The sequence below is a fragment of the Campylobacter concisus genome, assembly GCF_002092855.1.
Lineage (GTDB): Bacteria > Campylobacterota > Campylobacteria > Campylobacterales > Campylobacteraceae > Campylobacter_A > Campylobacter_A concisus_AI.
Window position 1 is genome coordinate 102003 of sequence record NZ_LVLC01000030.1, and the last position, 15385, is coordinate 117387.

Sequence of the window (15385 nt, forward strand, 5' to 3'; positions counted from 1 at the left end):
AAATTTAGCAGTGGCTTTAAAATTTTCAACAAAGTAGAAATTTGAAGTTAAGATAGCTTATGCTGGTTTTAATTTTAAGAGAAATTGTTTGCTAAAACAAAATTTTGAGCCATTTTTGAAGTTACACTTTTTTTAAAACAAGGTAGTTTTTGCTAATAAATTTGATTTAGATAATGCAGAAATTTAAAGGCGGGAACCCCCGCCAGATATTATTTATGAAGCTCTTTTGTGTAAAACTCAACTGAGCCAAGGCTCTCTTTTAGCGCCCACTCGTAAGCTTTGCTTACAAATTCCCAGTTTATGTTCTCATAAAATGTCTCTAGGTATTTTGGACGAGCGTTGAAGTTGTCGATGTAGTAAGCATGCTCCCAAACGTCAACGACTAGAAGTGGTACTTTGCCGTCACTCACTGGAGTTTTTGCATTGCTAGTTTGTACGATCTCTAGCTTTTTGCTGCTTGGATCAAATACAAGCCACGCCCAGCCTGAGCCAAAAAGCGTTGTAGCTGCTTTTAAAAATTCCTCTTTGAAATTTGCAAAATTTGCTTCGATCGCAGCTTTTAGCTCGCTTGACATCTCGCTTTTTTTAGCGATGCAGTCCCAGTAAAAGTCGTGGTTGTAAACTTGAGCAACGTTGTTATAAAGCCCACCTTCGCTATTTGTTAGAATTTCATAAAAAGATGCGTTAGCAAATTTTGTATCTTTTATAAGATTGTTTAAATTTGCTACGTAAGTTGCATGATGCTTGCCGTAGTGGTATTCACAGGTTTTTGCGCTAACTACTGCATTGCTATTTGCATCAAATGGAAGTTTTCTAAGTTCAAACATAATAATTCCTTAATAATAAAATTTGTTGTTTTGCATTATAGCCATAAAAAATTAATAAATAAAAATCTTTTAAATTTAGCCATAAAATATAGGCTAAATTTAAGCAAATCTAAACTTACATTTTTTTGGCTGGCTTTTAAACTTATAGAAAAGAAAAATTTAAAGCAAAATAACCCATACATTTGGTTAAATAGATTCAAGAAAATTATTAAAAGTAAAAATAAAATAAATTTTATGTGTAAAAAAGTAACAAGTATACTTTAAAAGTTTAGTTATAGAAAAACTATAAAAATTTTTTGAAAATATAAATTAGCTTTTTGAAGTATATTTGTTACTAAAATACACATATAAAAATAAATAGCTGTGAATTTACGAAACAAAATTTCTAAATTTTTATTTTTGAAATTTATAATGCACCTATCAAAACTATTACAAAGGATGAAAGATGAAATTCTTACAAGCTTTACTTTTTACATGTGCCATCAGTGGCTTAGCATTTGGTGCGGATAAGGTCTATACGATCAAATTTGCTCACGTTGTCGCAGCTTCTACGCCAAAGGGCAAGGCGGCAGACTTTTTTGCAAAGCGTGCTGAGGAGCTAAGTGGCGGCAAGATAAAAGTTCAAGTCTTCCCATCAGCGCAGCTTCTTGATGACGATAGAGTTTTTGGTGCGCTAAAGCTTGGTAACGTTCAAATGGCAGCTCCAAGTTTTTCTAAATTTACACCTATCGTGCCGCAGTTTCAGCTATTTGACCTGCCTTTCATCTTTAAAGATGCAGACCACCTTCACAAGGTTCAAGATGGCGCAGTTGGCGAGGAGCTAAAAGGTCTTGTGACTAAAAAAGGCTTTGTAGCGCTTGATTACTGGGATGCTGGATTTAAGCACTTTAGCTCAAGCAAAAAACCGATCCTTGTGCCAGAAGATGCAAAAGGACAAAAATTTAGAATCCAAAGCTCAAAAGTGCTTGAAGAGCAGATCAAAGCGATCGGTGGCAATCCACAAGTTCTGCCATTTTCAGAGGTTTATTCTGCGCTTCAGCAAGGCGTAGTTGATGCGACTGAAAACCCACTATCAAATTTCTATAACTCTAAATTTCACGAGGTTCAAAGCTCGCTTACGCTTTCACACCACGGATATCTAGGCTATCTAGTCGTTATGAGTGATAAATTTTGGAACAAACTACCAGATGATCTAAAAGCAAATGTAAAACAAGCTCTAAGCGAGGCTACAGCTTACGAGAGAGAAGAGACAGCTAAAGAGGACGCTCACGTCATAGCCGAGCTTGAAAAATATATAGCAGAGACTAAAAAGCTAGAAATTTTCAAGATCGACGACGCGCAAAAAGCTGAGTGGGAGAAGACTATGCAGGCTATCTATCCTAAATTTTACGATGTCATCGGCAAAGAGCTTATAGAAAAAACAATCGAGACAAAATAATGAAAAATTTCATTAACGCTCTTGATATATTGATAGTATCGCTAAATAAGACTATCGCCGTTTTAGGGCTAGCTAGTGGAACGCTACTAGCCTTTGCCAACGTCGTGGCCAGATACTTTTTCGACAAAAGCTGGTCATGGGCGAGCGAGCTATCAAACTACCTCTTCATTTGGTCGGCGTTTTTTGCCGCAGCGTATGGCTTTAACAAGGGCATCCACGTGAGCGTAACTATCTTGGTGGAGAAATTTCCACCAGCGCTTGCGAAAGCGTGCCTGCTCTTTTCGCACATCTTAACAACTGTCTTTTTGATATTTATCGCGGTTTATTCGGTGGATTATCTTAAAATTTTACACGAGATCGAGCAGATGATAATAGACCTTGGCATACCTCAATGGGTCCCTATGCTAGTGCTTCCAATAGCCTTTGTCACAGCTAGCTACCGCTCTGCTGAAAAAGCTATCAAAGTAGCTCTAACTCCTGCAGCAAAGGTCGTAAGCAACGAAGCGCACGAGCTAGCTCATGGTAGCGTAGTCAAAGACTAAGGAGAAAAAGATGACAATAGCATTTTTATTTATCCTGCTTTTTGCACTGATGCTAATAGGTGTGCCAGTCGCGGTTTCGCTAGGCACAAGCACCGTTTTAACAATGATATTTTTTACAGATATCGACATCGCTACGATCCCACAGCTAATTTTTGATGGCATCAATAAATTTTCGCTAATGGCGATACCGATGTTTATCTTGGCTGGAAATTTACTAAGTAAAGGTGGCTCAGCAAGACGTATCATCGACTTTGCAAAGTCTATGGTCGGACACTTGCCAGGTGGCTTGCCTATGAGTGCGATATTTGCCTGCATTATATTTGCAGCGGTATCTGGAAGCTCACCTGCGACGGTTGTAGCTATTGGCTCAATTATGTTTGCAGCTATAAAAGAGGCTGGCTATCCAAAAGAGTACGCAGTGGGCGGCATAACTACGGCTGGCTCGCTTGGAATTTTGATCCCACCTTCAGTTGTTATGATAGTTTATGGCGTAACTGCTGAGGTTAGTATCGGCAAGCTCTTTATGGCGGGCGTCGTGCCTGGTCTTATGCTTGGAGCTTTTATGCTCGTGCAAACCTATGTCGGAGCAAAAAAGCTTGGCTTTAAAGCGACTAAGGCTGAGCCATTTAAAGTAAGAGTGCAAAAATTTGCAAAAGCATTTTGGGCTCTTTTAATAGTCGTCGTGGTCATTGGCGGAATTTATGGAGGTATATTCACTCCGACTGAAGCTGCTGCGGCAAGTGCTGTTTATGCGCTATTTATCTCACTTTTCATATATAGAGATATAAAGATAAAAGACCTTTGGGATATCTGCCTAGACTCAGCCCTTACAACAGCTATGATTTTTTTTATCATCGCAAACGCCGTTGTTTTTGCATATTTGCTAACTAGCGAGCAGATCCCACAAGCGATCGCTTCGATGATACTTGATGCAAATATCGGCATGATAGGGTTCTTGATATTTGTAAATATCTTGCTCTTTATCATGGGTCAGTTTATGGAGCCTTCAAGCGTTATCATGATTATGGTGCCGCTCTTGCTTCCGATAGCTACGCAACTAGGCGTCGATCCTATTCACTTTGGTATCATCTTGGTTGTAAATATGGAGATAGGTATGGTGACCCCGCCTGTTGGACTAAATTTATTTGTCGCAAGCGGTCTTACAAATATGAACTTAAAAGAGGTCATCATGGCATGCTTGCCATGGACGCTAACCTTGTTCTTTGGCCTTATCTTGGTTACATATATACCGCAAATCTCACTTTGGTTGCCAAACATAATGTATGGAAATTAAATTTTAGAGGCTCTTGCCTCTAAAATTTATACTTTTGGGTCGTAATCCGCACTCATAACGATATTTTTACCACTTCGCTTACCAGCATAAAGTAGATTATCAGCTTGTTTTATCATCTTTTCTAAGCTAAATTCTCCCGTACCATCATGAGCAACTACTCCAAAAGTCATAGTTGCGTTGATCTTTATGTTTTCAAACTCAACTATATTTTTACTCAAAGTCTCTCTCACACGCTCTACGATACTTACAGCTGCATCTTTTTTTACGCCCAAGACGACTGCTAAAAATTCTTCTCCGCCAAATCTAGCTACCCTATCTTTATCTCTAAATGTGTTTTTAAATATGCCTGATAAGCTTCTTAAAACAGCATCTCCTGCACCGTGTCCATAGGTATCGTTTATCTTTTTAAAGTTATCAATATCACACATAACGATAGCAAAGTCCCTATTTTTATAAAGATCGTTTTGACTTAAAATTTTCTGCATCGAAGTACGATTTAAAAGCCCTGTTAATGGATCGTGATTTAATATATTTTCAGCCATCTCTTTTTCCTCTAAGATACTTAAAAATATAAATAAATTTGAGCTCTCCAAAAGATACGAAACAACAACCGAAAATATACAAACCATACTTAAGTTAAAAACAAAAAGTAGATCTTTAAAGCTGTCAAAATCTTTTATAGGCTGGCCATCTAAATATATATAGCAGGCTATAGATAAAATTATTTGCACCGCAACTATTATGTAGTTAAAAAATTTATAGGTAAATGACGTAAAAAATAGTATTAGTGACGACGCTAAAAACAATAATCCAAAACCGTATCCCCATCCAAGTATTAGCATACAAACTAATGCATGAAATAAAATTTCAAGCTGGACTATTACCATTGTTATCTTATTATTTTCAGGGCTATCGTAGATAAGCCTTAAAAGAAAAAGATAGGTTGCTACTGAAAATACATTCATAACTGCTAGAATTTCTTCTTTCATAAATAAAAAAATAAAAAAATAACAGACGTGAGTTAATAATATTGAAAATATGATAAGTTTTTGGGTCGTATAGAGTGAAATTCTACGCATCCGAGCTCTTTTTTAAAATTTCTAATTCGATACGGTCTTTGCCATTTTGCTTGCCTTCGTAAAGTAGCTTATCTACTAAAGTTATGGCTTGCTCAAAATCCACCTCAACACCATTTGCACATATTAGCATGCCAAAGGTCATAGTAACTGGAGTTTTATCTGGAAGTTTTGCGTTATTTATCTGTTTTTTAAGCCTTTTACTCACTTCGTGGATAAATTCTATCTTTGTATCAGGCAAGATTATCAAAAATTCTTCTCCACCCCAGCGGCAAACATAGTCTTTGCCTCTAAATGATTTCTTTAAAGCACTGGCTACATCTTTTAAGACCTCATCGCCACAGTCATGCCCATATGTATCGTTTATTTTTTTAAAATTATCAATATCGCCTAGCATTATGACTAAATTTGTATTACCACTTCTTTCCTTGTTGGCAATTAGTTCAAATCTTAAAGTTTTTTCTATTGTTCTTCTATTTAAAAGCTGCGTTAAAAAATCATGCTTTGAGTCCTTTTCAAGCTCTTCCGTCTCTTTTCTTATTTGCTGATATCCACTAGAAGTGATAATATCTGCAAACATTGAAAGTCTTAAAACAATAAAAAAAGCAAAAACAATACTGCATATAACTATCGCCCCTCGTATAGCTGATGGGATCAGCGGCGCCTCATCTTTATGAATAAAATAAAGAAGTATAAGCAAGATTAATTCTAAAAATGCCATTATATAAGTAAGGCTCTTTGAATCAAACGCTAGGAAGTAGTTTATAAAAATTACACCAACAAGTATTATCCAAATTCCAGTATTCCAACCCATAGTAGTAACAATAATAGTAACAAGTAATATGATATTTAGGTGAAATGCAAGAGATATTAATACTCTATATTTTATGTCAAATTTTATTCTAAGCAATATCCCAGCTGCTATAAATAATAAGCATATAAAAAGTAGCGGTGTAGCTATGATCATAAAAAGCAACAAAGATAGTGCATTCGTAGCTATCATAACGTCTAATATCGTTTTATAGATATCATCGATCGCTTTATAACTACTTTGATCTACAAAATCGTGTGTCAAACAAAACTCCCTGTAAATTTATTCCATTAAATTTCATTAAGTCATTCTAATAAGAGTCGTAACTATCTTCGTCCTCGTCACTATCTTCGTAGTTGTAGTCATTTTCATCGTAATTATAGTCATAACTATCGCTACTATCGTCCTCATCGTCATTAAATTCAGAGTAGTCTTCTTCTACTTCTTCATAGTCAAAATCATCACTCATTGTTTTCTCCTTAAATTTTATCTTTGACGCTTTCAATATACAAGCTTTGGCTTGGGAATGCGAAATTTAGACCATTTTGCTTTAAAATATCCATAATCTTTAGCATTACATCTTGTTTGACATCTAAAAATTCTCCCCAAACGATAGTCTTTGCAAAACAATAAACTAAGATATTTATTGAGCTATCTGCAAAGTCATCAACTACGACAAATAAATTTGATTTATATCCAGCATAATCATCAACTGAAACTATACTTTGTCTATATTTTAGCCCTTTTTTCTTTGCTGTTATATCCTCACTTTTGGCAATATCTGGATGATTTATCAACATAGTTTTTATATCATCTACACATTTTTTAATCTCATCAGTTGTTGCTCCATACTCAATGCCAATTAGCATTCTGATACGTCTACCGACTTTTCTTCTACTCCAGTTTCTAACAGGATCACTTGCTAGTTTTGAGTTTGGCACAAAGATTAAAGCATTATCAAAACTTCTAATAGTCGTCTTTCTAAAGCCAACCTCAACAACAGTGCCCTCTATATCACCACAAACTATCCAGTCTCCTTGCGAAAATGAGTTATCAAAGAGCATCATGACAGAAGCAAAGAAGTTTGCGATGATATCTTTTGCGGCAAATGCAACAGCAAGACCACCGATACCAAGTGAAGCTATGAGCGCTGATATATCAAAGCCAAGCTTTTGAAGAATTAGTAAAAGTGCGATTATTAATACAATTACATAGACTACTTTTAAAACTAAATTTACGACCTCTTTTCGTCTGCTTTTTTGAGCAATTTTATCGATTATTACTATGCCATAACCATTTAGGATGGTTAAAACAAGCCATGAAAACGCGACTATATATACGATCGAGAAGATATTTGCTAGAGTTAATGGTACTGGCACTGGATAAAAGCCAACACCGATACAAATATTTAGTGCATAAATGATAAGAAGTGCAGATATAGGCTTTTTAATGATATCTACTATCTGATCCTTTGCCTCCTTTACGCCTTCGCCCGATGCAATGAGTGACATAAGCCAGTATGTGAGTTTGGCAAGAATTCTTGTAAGTGAGACAAAAAATAAAAATACTACGATTATAACTACGATCTTACCAACGTTAAATTTTGCCGAATTTATAGAAGTTAGCTTATTTATATATTCGACCGTATCGACTAAATTTAGCCCTGATAAGATCATGCTTGAACTTAGAAGATCGGCATTATTTTTAAGATAGATTAAAATTTCCTCATCAGTCTCTTTTTTTAAATCAAGCTCAGCAAATGCGTTATCGTAAGAGCTTGAAGTCTCATTTAGCGAATCTTTTAGCTCTTTTATACTGACGTAAGAATTTGTTTGTAAATTTAAAAGTCCGTTATCTATCACATCTTTTATAGAGTTTGCTTTAGCACCCTTTTTAAATATCTCTTCAAGATTAATTAAAGCTGAGAAATAAGCATAATCTATCTTCATTTTCTCAAGCTCAATAGCACTTTGAACATAAGCATCTTTATTTAATTGCTTCTCTAATCTAGCTACTTTTTTTTCTAAATTATTTTTTTGCAAAATAAATTTATCAATATCGTTTTGAGTTACCTCAATCTGCATAACATATAGTGGAATCTTTTCCAAAAGGTCATTTTTTTTCTTTTGAAGTCCAGCTAAATTTGAGTTATCAGCTTTTGTTGAGTTTGTATCTTTTTGCTGTGCTTTTATAATCTGGATTTGATTGTTTAAAGTTAAGATCTGATTTGTTAGGCTTATGATGCTTTCTTCTTGCGTTTTATTATCTTCGGCACCAAAAAGAGTTAAAAATGAGAGCAAGACGATGGTTAAAATTTTACGCATTTTCACCCCTTTTATCTGCTAAAAGTTTAAACGTGCCCTCTTTTAAATCGTAGCTGAAAATTTCGCCGGTTTCTATAATGTAGTGCCAGCCATAAATTTGAAGATTTCCTCTTTCATACTCCTCTTTTACATTTGGATAAGTCATTATATTTTCGATCGAATTTATCACATTTAATCTCTCAGTTAGCCACGCCATCTTTGCTGGATCGTCGCTTGTAAATTTAAGCACTTCTCTCTTAATTGGCTCTATTAGCTTTATCCAATTTCTAACATTTGGCGTAGTTTTGAGCTTTTTTTCATCCATATAAAGCGCTGCACATCCACCACAATCAGAGTGTCCGCAAATAATGATATTTTTGATATTTAAAAGCTCTAATGCATATTCGATAGCAGAAGTCGTTGCCAAAAATTCCTCGCTCACTCTATAAGGTGGCACGATGTTCGCGATATTTCGTACCATAAAAAGCTCACCTGGAAGGCAGTTTGTTATCAAATTCGGTACTACTCTTGAATCAACACAGGATATAAAAAGGGTATGTGGGTCTTGTCTATTTTGTAGACTTTTAAAGAGCTCTTCATGCTCTAAAAAGCCATCTTCCATAAATTTTACCGCACCTTCAAGTAGCGAGTCATCCATAAAAATTTATCTCCGTTTTTTATATTTTTACGCGATTATAGCAACTTTTATTTAATCTAAAAAATACTTTAATATATAAATTTTTAACTAATATAATTTGTTAAAATTCTTTTTATTCATTGTTTAATTATTTTAGGCTAAACTCATTCAAAAATTCATAAGGAGATAAAATGAGTCTGTATGATAGGAACTACGCAAAACAAAATCAAGAAGAACTTGCGTACTCTCAAAGCTCACTAAGCACTTTTATAAAACAAACTTATCAACTTTTTGCAGCATCACTACTTTCAGCAACAGCTGGCGCCTATGTAGGCATTAGCATCGCTGGTGTTTTTGCGGCAAATAGATTTTTGTTTTGGGGACTTGTTATAGTCGAGTTTGCACTACTTTTTGGCTTAATGGCAGCTAAACGCAAAGAGGGATTAAATTTAATACTTCTATTTGCGTTTACTTTTATAAGTGGTCTTACGCTAACTCCGCTACTTTCAGCGATCTTGGCTATGCCAAGCGGAGCTGGTATCGTAGCTCAAGCATTTGGACTAACAACAGTTGCTTTTGGTGCGTTAAGCGTCTTTGCAATGAATACAAAACGTGACTTTACAACAATGGGTAAAATGTTGTTCATAACCTTAATTGTTATCGTTGCAGCAGCTATTATCAATATTTTCGTTAAAAGTACAATGTTTCAACTTGTAATCGCAAGTATTTCATCGATCTTATTTAGCGCATATATACTTTTTGATACGCAAAATATTATCCGTGGAAACTATGAAACACCAGTTGAAGGAGCAGTTGCTTTGTATCTTGATTTTGTAAATCTATTTACATCATTACTACAAATTTTAGGAATTTTTAATAGAAATGACTGAAGATGAGCGCATCTACCGAGTAATAGATGCGAATCTAAATAGGCTAAAAGAGGGGCTTCGCGTCATTGAAGATATAAAAAGATATGTCTTTGATGACGCTAAGCTCGCCTACAAAATAAAATCCCTCCGCCACAAGGCAAAGATCCCGCAAAAAGAATTTTTAAAATTTAGAAATTCTCAAAACGACGTTTTAAAAACTAGCATAAAAAGCGAGCAAGAAAGATCAAATTTAGACGAGATAATAACTGCAAATTTCAAGCGGGCTCAGGAAAGTGCTCGCGTGCTTGAAGAGTGCTTTAAGCTCATAAATTTAGAACAAGCCGAGCTTTTTAAAGGCATAAGATATGAGCTTTATGAGCTTGAAAAAGAACTTTAACTAAAAATTTAAATCTTTTCTTGTATAATCTCAAACAATTATTTTTAAAAATTTAAAGGAAATTTCGTGAGTTTAATATTTTTGATCTTACAGTTTGCTCTAGCTGTCATCATAACTATCGCTGTTTTACTTCAAAAAAGCTCATCTATCGGACTTGGGGCATATAGCGGAAGTAACGAGAGTCTTTTTGGAGCAAAAGGACCAGCTGGATTTTTAGCTAAATTTACTTTTATCGTAGGTATTTTATTTATCTTAAATACACTTGCACTTGGATACTTCTACAATAAAGATCTAAAACGCTCTATCGTTGATAGCGTCGATAGTAAATCTCTAGTCATACCAAAGTCAAACGACGTACCATCAGCTCCTAGTGCACCACAGACTCCAGCAAAATAACAATGATAAAAACACTTTTAGCGTCATTCTTGACGCTAACATTTGCTTTAGCAGACGCTCATATTTTAGTCTATCATCGCTTTGACGATCCAAGACATACAAGCACTGATATTTCTATTAAAAATTTAAGAGAGCAGTTTGAATATTTCAAAAATAATGGTTATGAAGTCGTTAAACTCTCAAAGCTAGTCGATGCTGTAAATGCTGGCGAAAAAATACCTGATAACTGGATCGTCATCACTGTAGATGATGGTTATAAAAGTTTCTATGACAAGGCCCTTAGTGTATTTAAAGAGTATAACTATCCATTTGCACTAATGCTTTATGTGGAAGCCAGTGCAAATAAATATGGCGATTATTTGGATTTTGATCAGATTAAAGAACTTGAGGCTTATGGCGAGATTGGGTACCACTCATACGCGCACCCAAGGATGACGAAGCTTAGCAATGAGGCATTAAGAGAGGATTTTCAAAAGGGTGTAGAGACCTTTGAAAAACATATGGGCTATAAGCCAAAATATTTCGCAGTGCCGTACGGTGAGATCGATAACAGAGTTGTCTCTTTGGCAAAAGAATTTGGCTTTTTAGCGCTTTTAAATCAAAACTCAGGCGCAGTTTCAGACAAAAGCGACGTTTACGATCTTTACAGAACACCAGTAATGAACGGTACAAAAATAGCACTAACTTTTAATAGTAAATTTCTAAATGCCCAGTGGATATTTCCGGATAGCTATCCACAAAATAATGCAATAGATAAACTCATTATAAAAACTGATACAAACGCCAGTGAAGGTAGTTTTTTTATGACTGGCTTTAATGGCTTTAAAAAGGTACCCATGACAAATGGGGTTTTTGAGTGTAAATTTAACCCACCGCTTGATAAACGCAAAGTTTTAATATCACTAAAAGTAGATCATCAACGAAGTACAAAACTTCTAATAAAGGACATCAATGCTAAATAAAATTTACGAAACACAAAAAGAGGGTTGCGAGAAGGCAATAGCTTCATTAAAACGCGACTTTACAACGCTTAGAACGGGCAAGGTAAACATTAATATCGTAGATCATGTAATGGTTGATTATTACGGCTCGCCAACTCCGCTCAACCAAGTAGCTACTGTGCTTACAAGCGACGCTTCAACTATCGCCATCACACCTTGGGAAAAGAGCATGATAAAAGCGATCTCTTCAGCTATCCAGGCAGCAAATATCGGCGTCAATCCAAATAGTGATGGTGAGAGTGTCAAGCTATTTTTTCCACCTATGACCGTCGAGCAACGCCAAGAAAATGCAAAACATGCAAAATCAATGGGAGAAAAAGCCAAAGTTAGTATAAGAAACGTAAGAAAAGATGCAAATGATGAAGTTAAAAAGCTTGAAAAAGACAAAGCCATAACTGAGGACGAGAGCAAAAAGGGGCAGGATGAGGTTCAAAAGATAACTGATACCTACACTGCAAAAATCGATACTCTTGTAAAAGAGAAAGAGGCTGAGCTTTTAAAAATCTAAAATTTTTAGAAATTTTCCTTATCTAGCTACTCTTATGTGGCTAGATATTCTCTCAAAATAATATTTCAAAAAAATATTTATCAGCAAGTAATTTAATTTTTTGTCTGTTGTGTTTTTACCTATTAAATATAAAAAACCTAACTACATAAAATATAGCCATCACTTTGTCTTTAAACTATTTTCATGGATTGCTTTAATTTAAATTTTTATTTTGGATTCGTCTTAAATTCTTTATTCAATATTATTAATTTTACAAATATTATTTTGAGAATTTGAGATAGCTAAAAATAAAATATAAAAACTCTTAAACTTTCCATTATCTTACAGTATCTTACTTTGAATAAGTAATTTTATACTATTTTTAGTTTTAGTAAATTTTAGACTAAATTTTTATAAAAATTTTCTTATAGCCATTATGAATAATAAATCTAGGTAATGCTTTATAAAATATACAAGGAATTAGATGGATGGCCGGGAGATAGGGATTCGAACCCCAGGAGGCTTTCACACCTCAACGGTTTTCAAGACCGCCGCTTTCGACCGCTCAGCCATCTCCCGAATTAAGATTTGTGATTATAACCAACTTTGCTTAAAATTTACTATAATCTCTAAAATTTACTCTGTTTTTTCTTTAATATATGTAGCTCCATCATTTATCTTTTCTTTGGTCCATTCTTTAGCATTATGGGTATCTTCTTTTACACCATGCCAAGTATTTGAACAACCAGCCATAAAAAATGCTATAAACACTGCTAAAAGTAAATTTCTCACTGTTATTCCTTCGAGTAGTTATTTTTGAAGTTTGGAGGCGACACCCGGATTCGAACCGGGGATCAAAGCTTTGCAGGCTCATGCCTTACCACTTGGCCATGTCGCCATATCGTGGTGCCCGAGACCGGACTTGAACCGGTACGGTAAAAACTACCGAGGGATTTTAAGTCCCTTGCGTCTACCATTCCGCCACTCGGGCTAAGTTAATGGAGCGGGAAACGAGATTCGAACTCGCGACCCCAACCTTGGCAAGGTTGTGCTCTACCCCTGAGCTATTCCCGCGTTAAAAGTTGCAATGTTATCCAAAAATTGCTTAAAAATTTATTTTGCAAAATGTAAATTTCAAAATATTGTAAGGCATAAAAAGATAAAATACCAAATCTTTTTTGGGGTTATAGCTCAGCTGGGAGAGCGCTTGAATGGCATTCAAGAGGTCGGCGGTTCGATCCCGCTTAACTCCACCAGTGATTTACTGCCTCTTTTGTTTAATATATTTTCACTACTTTTTACTAAAATTTATGCCACATATATGTAAAAATTCAGATTTCTTTCGCTAAATTACAAATTATGGAAAATTTAAAACAATATGTTGATGAAATTTTAAAAAGTCATAGTGACGGCAACGATCGCGTCTTTAGCTTTGAATTTGATGAACAAAAATTTTGGTTAAAACGTATTGAAAAAAACATTGAAGGTGGCTTTTTAACTAAAATTTTCAAGCCAAATCCTTATAAATCATTTGCCAACGAGATAAAAAAACTTGAAATTTTAAACGAAGCCAAAGCTCCTGCCCCAAAACTCATTCTAAAAAGTACTGAGTTTTTCGTGATAGAAGATGTCGGTGAACCGATTTCTCGGCTTTTTAAGTATAGCAACGATGAAAAATTTAAACATGAAATTCTACTAAAAGCGGCCCACGCGCTAGCTGGACTTCACGCATTAAATTTTGCGCACGGACGCCCGGCTCTTAGGGACATTGCCATAAAAAATGATGAGATAAAATTTTTAGACTTTGAGTCAAAATTTTTTAGCCATGACCTAGAGCTTCAACAGTGTCGCGATCTGCTTGTTTTTATAGATGAGTTATTTCGTTTTAAAATTTCAGACGAGTTTGCAAGTGAAGTCATTAGTGAATATTTGGTAGCTGGTGGGGCTCAAATTTACTCGCGTTCACTGCAGCTAATTATAAAATTTAAACCACTTTATTACTTGCTAAAACCATTTAAATCTCTAAATAAAAAGGATCTAAACGCAGCCATCAGAACCTTTGAGTATCTCTTACCGATCGCTCAAAATAAATAGCAAATTTTCTCACCAAATTTTATCTCCTCTTAACAAAAAATAAAATAATATTCGCTATTAAAATTTAAAGGAAAAAAATGTTTTTAAAACGAGGAAAAATCATTTTCAACATCCACCTAATAATTGGGCTAATTGCGGCTATTCCACTAATATTCATGACTCTTTCAGCACCATTTGCGTCTTATAGAGAAGAGATCAAAAGTGCGATAAATAAAAATTTTATAAACTTAGTTCCTAGCGAAAAAGTAAATTTAAGTTTAAATGAACTCCTAGCTAAAGCAAAAAGTGAGATTCAATTTGATACGCTTGAAAGCTTACAAATAGGTGGAGCAAATGAAGCTTATCGTATAAGCATTACAAAGGATAAAAAGCAATTAAATTTCTTCATAGATCCAAGAAGTGGCGAAGTTATTAGCGAGGATTGGGGTGAGAAATTTCGTATCATTATCTTAAGTCTTCATAGAAATTTAGGACTTGCCTTGCTTGATAGCAAAGTCCCGGCTAACATCGGCAAGCAAATAGTCGCGGTTAGCTCCATCATCATGGCTCTGCTTGCTATCAGTGGACTCATCCTCTACGCACCAGCGATCAAACGAAATTTCTTAAATTCGCTAAAAATCAAGCCAAACGCAAAGGGCTACGCCTGCTTTTACAACCTCCACACGAGCCTTGGCACCTACGTGGCGATCCTACTTGTCGTGATGTCGCTAACTGGTCTTTACTGGTCTTATGGCTGGGTCAGAAACAGCGTAAATAGCGTATTTTTCGAGCTAAAACCAAGCCAAGCGCAAAGGGCAATGCCTCAAAGAAATTTAATCCCAATAAGCGATGAGAAATTTAAAGAGATCGAGACTGCGGAGCAAATTTTTAAAGACAATGTCACGCTAGAGCTAAAATCACTCACGATAAATGTGCCTGAAAACAACCAAAGCACCTACACCATAAACTACGAAACTAGCGAGAGCCAAGTGGGCAAACTAAAGCTTGACGCGAGCGCTGGCAAGATCAAAGAAAACAAACTTGTTAGCAAGAGTGATAGCATCCCAGAGGCAAAAAAAGCAGGTCGCAAAGTGCTTAGCCTGCATACTGGAGAGATGTTTGGCGAGATCGGTCAGATAGTCTTTGCCATCTCTTGCGTGATCGCCGTTTTGCTTATCATAACTGGCTTTTTGATGACCATAAAAAGGAGCAAAGCCATATAAATAAAAGTAAA

Annotated in this window: 17 protein-coding genes and 5 tRNA genes; 11 read left to right on the top strand and 11 right to left on the bottom strand. The window is 35.4% G+C overall.

Going from position 1 to position 15385, the window contains the following annotated elements; all coding sequences use genetic code 11:
* Window positions 1–209: 209 nt before the first annotated feature.
* Window positions 210–827, bottom strand: a complete 618-nt coding sequence (gene sodB / locus A3223_RS08270) for a superoxide dismutase [Fe] (RefSeq protein WP_021091088.1) — start codon at window positions 825–827, stop codon at window positions 210–212.
* A gap of 445 nt (window positions 828–1272) precedes the next feature.
* Here sodB and A3223_RS08280 point away from each other — a divergent pair, with 445 nt between their 5' ends.
* From A3223_RS08280 to A3223_RS08290, 3 genes are read left to right on the top strand one after another with little or no spacing between them, the layout of a single operon-like run.
* Entirely contained in the window at window positions 1273–2265 is a 993-nt protein-coding gene (locus A3223_RS08280; protein ID WP_002941552.1) for a DctP family TRAP transporter solute-binding subunit, read from the top strand.
* On the top strand, window positions 2265–2807 hold the full coding sequence (locus A3223_RS08285) for a TRAP transporter small permease (RefSeq protein ID WP_021084026.1): 543 nt from the start codon (window positions 2265–2267) through the stop codon (window positions 2805–2807). Before A3223_RS08280 ends, A3223_RS08285 begins: the two co-directional genes overlap by 1 nt.
* Window positions 2808–2817: 10 nt before the next feature.
* Entirely contained in the window at window positions 2818–4101 is a 1284-nt protein-coding gene (locus A3223_RS08290; protein WP_084109902.1) for a TRAP transporter large permease, read from the top strand.
* Window positions 4102–4127: 26 nt separating this feature from the next.
* On the opposite strand, the gene A3223_RS08295 is transcribed toward A3223_RS08290, so the two are convergent.
* Genes A3223_RS08295 through A3223_RS08310 form a run of 5 tightly spaced genes read right to left on the bottom strand, consistent with a single transcriptional unit; the run spans window position 4128 to window position 8949 of the window.
* Complete coding sequence (locus tag A3223_RS08295; RefSeq protein ID WP_084109903.1) at window positions 4128–5180, bottom strand: GGDEF domain-containing protein; 1053 nt, start codon at window positions 5178–5180, stop codon at window positions 4128–4130.
* The gene (locus tag A3223_RS08300) at window positions 5173–6252 is read right to left on the bottom strand and encodes a GGDEF domain-containing protein (protein ID WP_257639279.1); all 1080 of its coding nucleotides are present in this window, start codon (window positions 6250–6252) and stop codon (window positions 5173–5175) included. The genes A3223_RS08295 and A3223_RS08300 overlap by 8 nt, the downstream gene beginning before the upstream one ends.
* Window positions 6253–6298: 46 nt before the next feature.
* Window positions 6299–6457, bottom strand: coding sequence for a hypothetical protein (locus A3223_RS09665; protein ID WP_021091126.1), 159 nt, complete (start codon window positions 6455–6457; stop codon window positions 6299–6301).
* A 10-nt stretch (window positions 6458–6467) separates the two neighbouring features.
* Window positions 6468–8312 carry a mechanosensitive ion channel domain-containing protein gene (locus A3223_RS08305; RefSeq protein WP_084109904.1) on the bottom strand — a complete coding sequence of 615 codons (1845 nt, stop codon included), beginning with the start codon at window positions 8310–8312 and terminating at the stop codon, window positions 6468–6470.
* Window positions 8305–8949, bottom strand: a complete 645-nt coding sequence (locus tag A3223_RS08310) for a carbonic anhydrase (RefSeq protein WP_072595207.1) — start codon at window positions 8947–8949, stop codon at window positions 8305–8307. Before A3223_RS08310 ends, A3223_RS08305 begins: the two co-directional genes overlap by 8 nt.
* Window positions 8950–9119: 170 nt before the next feature.
* Between A3223_RS08310 and A3223_RS08315 the strand changes: the two genes are divergently transcribed.
* The 5 genes from A3223_RS08315 (at window position 9120) to frr (ending at window position 12099) form a co-directional block, all read left to right on the top strand.
* The gene (locus tag A3223_RS08315; RefSeq protein ID WP_084109905.1) at window positions 9120–9818 is read left to right on the top strand and encodes a Bax inhibitor-1/YccA family protein; all 699 of its coding nucleotides are present in this window, start codon (window positions 9120–9122) and stop codon (window positions 9816–9818) included.
* Window positions 9811–10194, top strand: a complete 384-nt coding sequence (locus A3223_RS08320; RefSeq protein ID WP_084109906.1) for a thiamine-phosphate pyrophosphorylase — start codon at window positions 9811–9813, stop codon at window positions 10192–10194. Before A3223_RS08315 ends, A3223_RS08320 begins: the two co-directional genes overlap by 8 nt.
* Window positions 10195–10260: 66 nt before the next feature.
* Complete coding sequence (gene secG / locus A3223_RS08325; RefSeq protein WP_021091090.1) at window positions 10261–10590, top strand: preprotein translocase subunit SecG; 330 nt, start codon at window positions 10261–10263, stop codon at window positions 10588–10590.
* A gap of 2 nt (window positions 10591–10592) precedes the next feature.
* Window positions 10593–11552 (top strand): polysaccharide deacetylase family protein, encoded by a 960-nt coding sequence (locus tag A3223_RS08330; protein ID WP_084109907.1) that lies wholly within the window; start codon window positions 10593–10595, stop codon window positions 11550–11552.
* A complete protein-coding gene (gene frr / locus A3223_RS08335; RefSeq protein WP_072595202.1) occupies window positions 11542–12099 on the top strand; it encodes a ribosome recycling factor in 558 nt (185 codons plus the stop codon). Before A3223_RS08330 ends, frr begins: the two co-directional genes overlap by 11 nt.
* Before the next feature lie 468 nt (window positions 12100–12567).
* Here frr and A3223_RS08340 read toward each other — a convergent pair.
* The 5 genes from A3223_RS08340 to A3223_RS08355 all read right to left on the bottom strand — a co-directional run bounded on the left by A3223_RS08340 (window position 12568) and on the right by A3223_RS08355 (window position 13152).
* Window positions 12568–12657 (bottom strand) — tRNA-Ser (locus A3223_RS08340).
* Between the two features lie 57 nt (window positions 12658–12714).
* Window positions 12715–12870 carry a hypothetical protein gene (locus A3223_RS09670; RefSeq protein ID WP_180378722.1) on the bottom strand — a complete coding sequence of 52 codons (156 nt, stop codon included), beginning with the start codon at window positions 12868–12870 and terminating at the stop codon, window positions 12715–12717.
* 32 nt (window positions 12871–12902) lie between these two features.
* Window positions 12903–12976: transfer RNA gene (locus tag A3223_RS08345), tRNA-Cys, on the bottom strand.
* A 6-nt stretch (window positions 12977–12982) separates the two neighbouring features.
* A tRNA-Leu gene (locus A3223_RS08350) sits at window positions 12983–13069 on the bottom strand.
* Between the two features lie 8 nt (window positions 13070–13077).
* Window positions 13078–13152, bottom strand: a tRNA-Gly gene (locus tag A3223_RS08355).
* 106 nt (window positions 13153–13258) lie between these two features.
* Between A3223_RS08355 and A3223_RS08360 the strand changes: the two genes are divergently transcribed.
* From A3223_RS08360 to A3223_RS08370, 3 genes are all read left to right on the top strand, one after another.
* Window positions 13259–13334, top strand: a tRNA-Ala gene (locus A3223_RS08360).
* A 103-nt stretch (window positions 13335–13437) separates the two neighbouring features.
* Window positions 13438–14172 (top strand): spore coat protein, encoded by a 735-nt coding sequence (locus A3223_RS08365; RefSeq protein ID WP_084109908.1) that lies wholly within the window; start codon window positions 13438–13440, stop codon window positions 14170–14172.
* A 77-nt stretch (window positions 14173–14249) separates the two neighbouring features.
* On the top strand, window positions 14250–15374 hold the full coding sequence (locus A3223_RS08370; RefSeq protein WP_084109909.1) for a PepSY-associated TM helix domain-containing protein: 1125 nt from the start codon (window positions 14250–14252) through the stop codon (window positions 15372–15374).
* The last annotated feature ends 11 nt before the right edge of the window (window positions 15375–15385 follow it).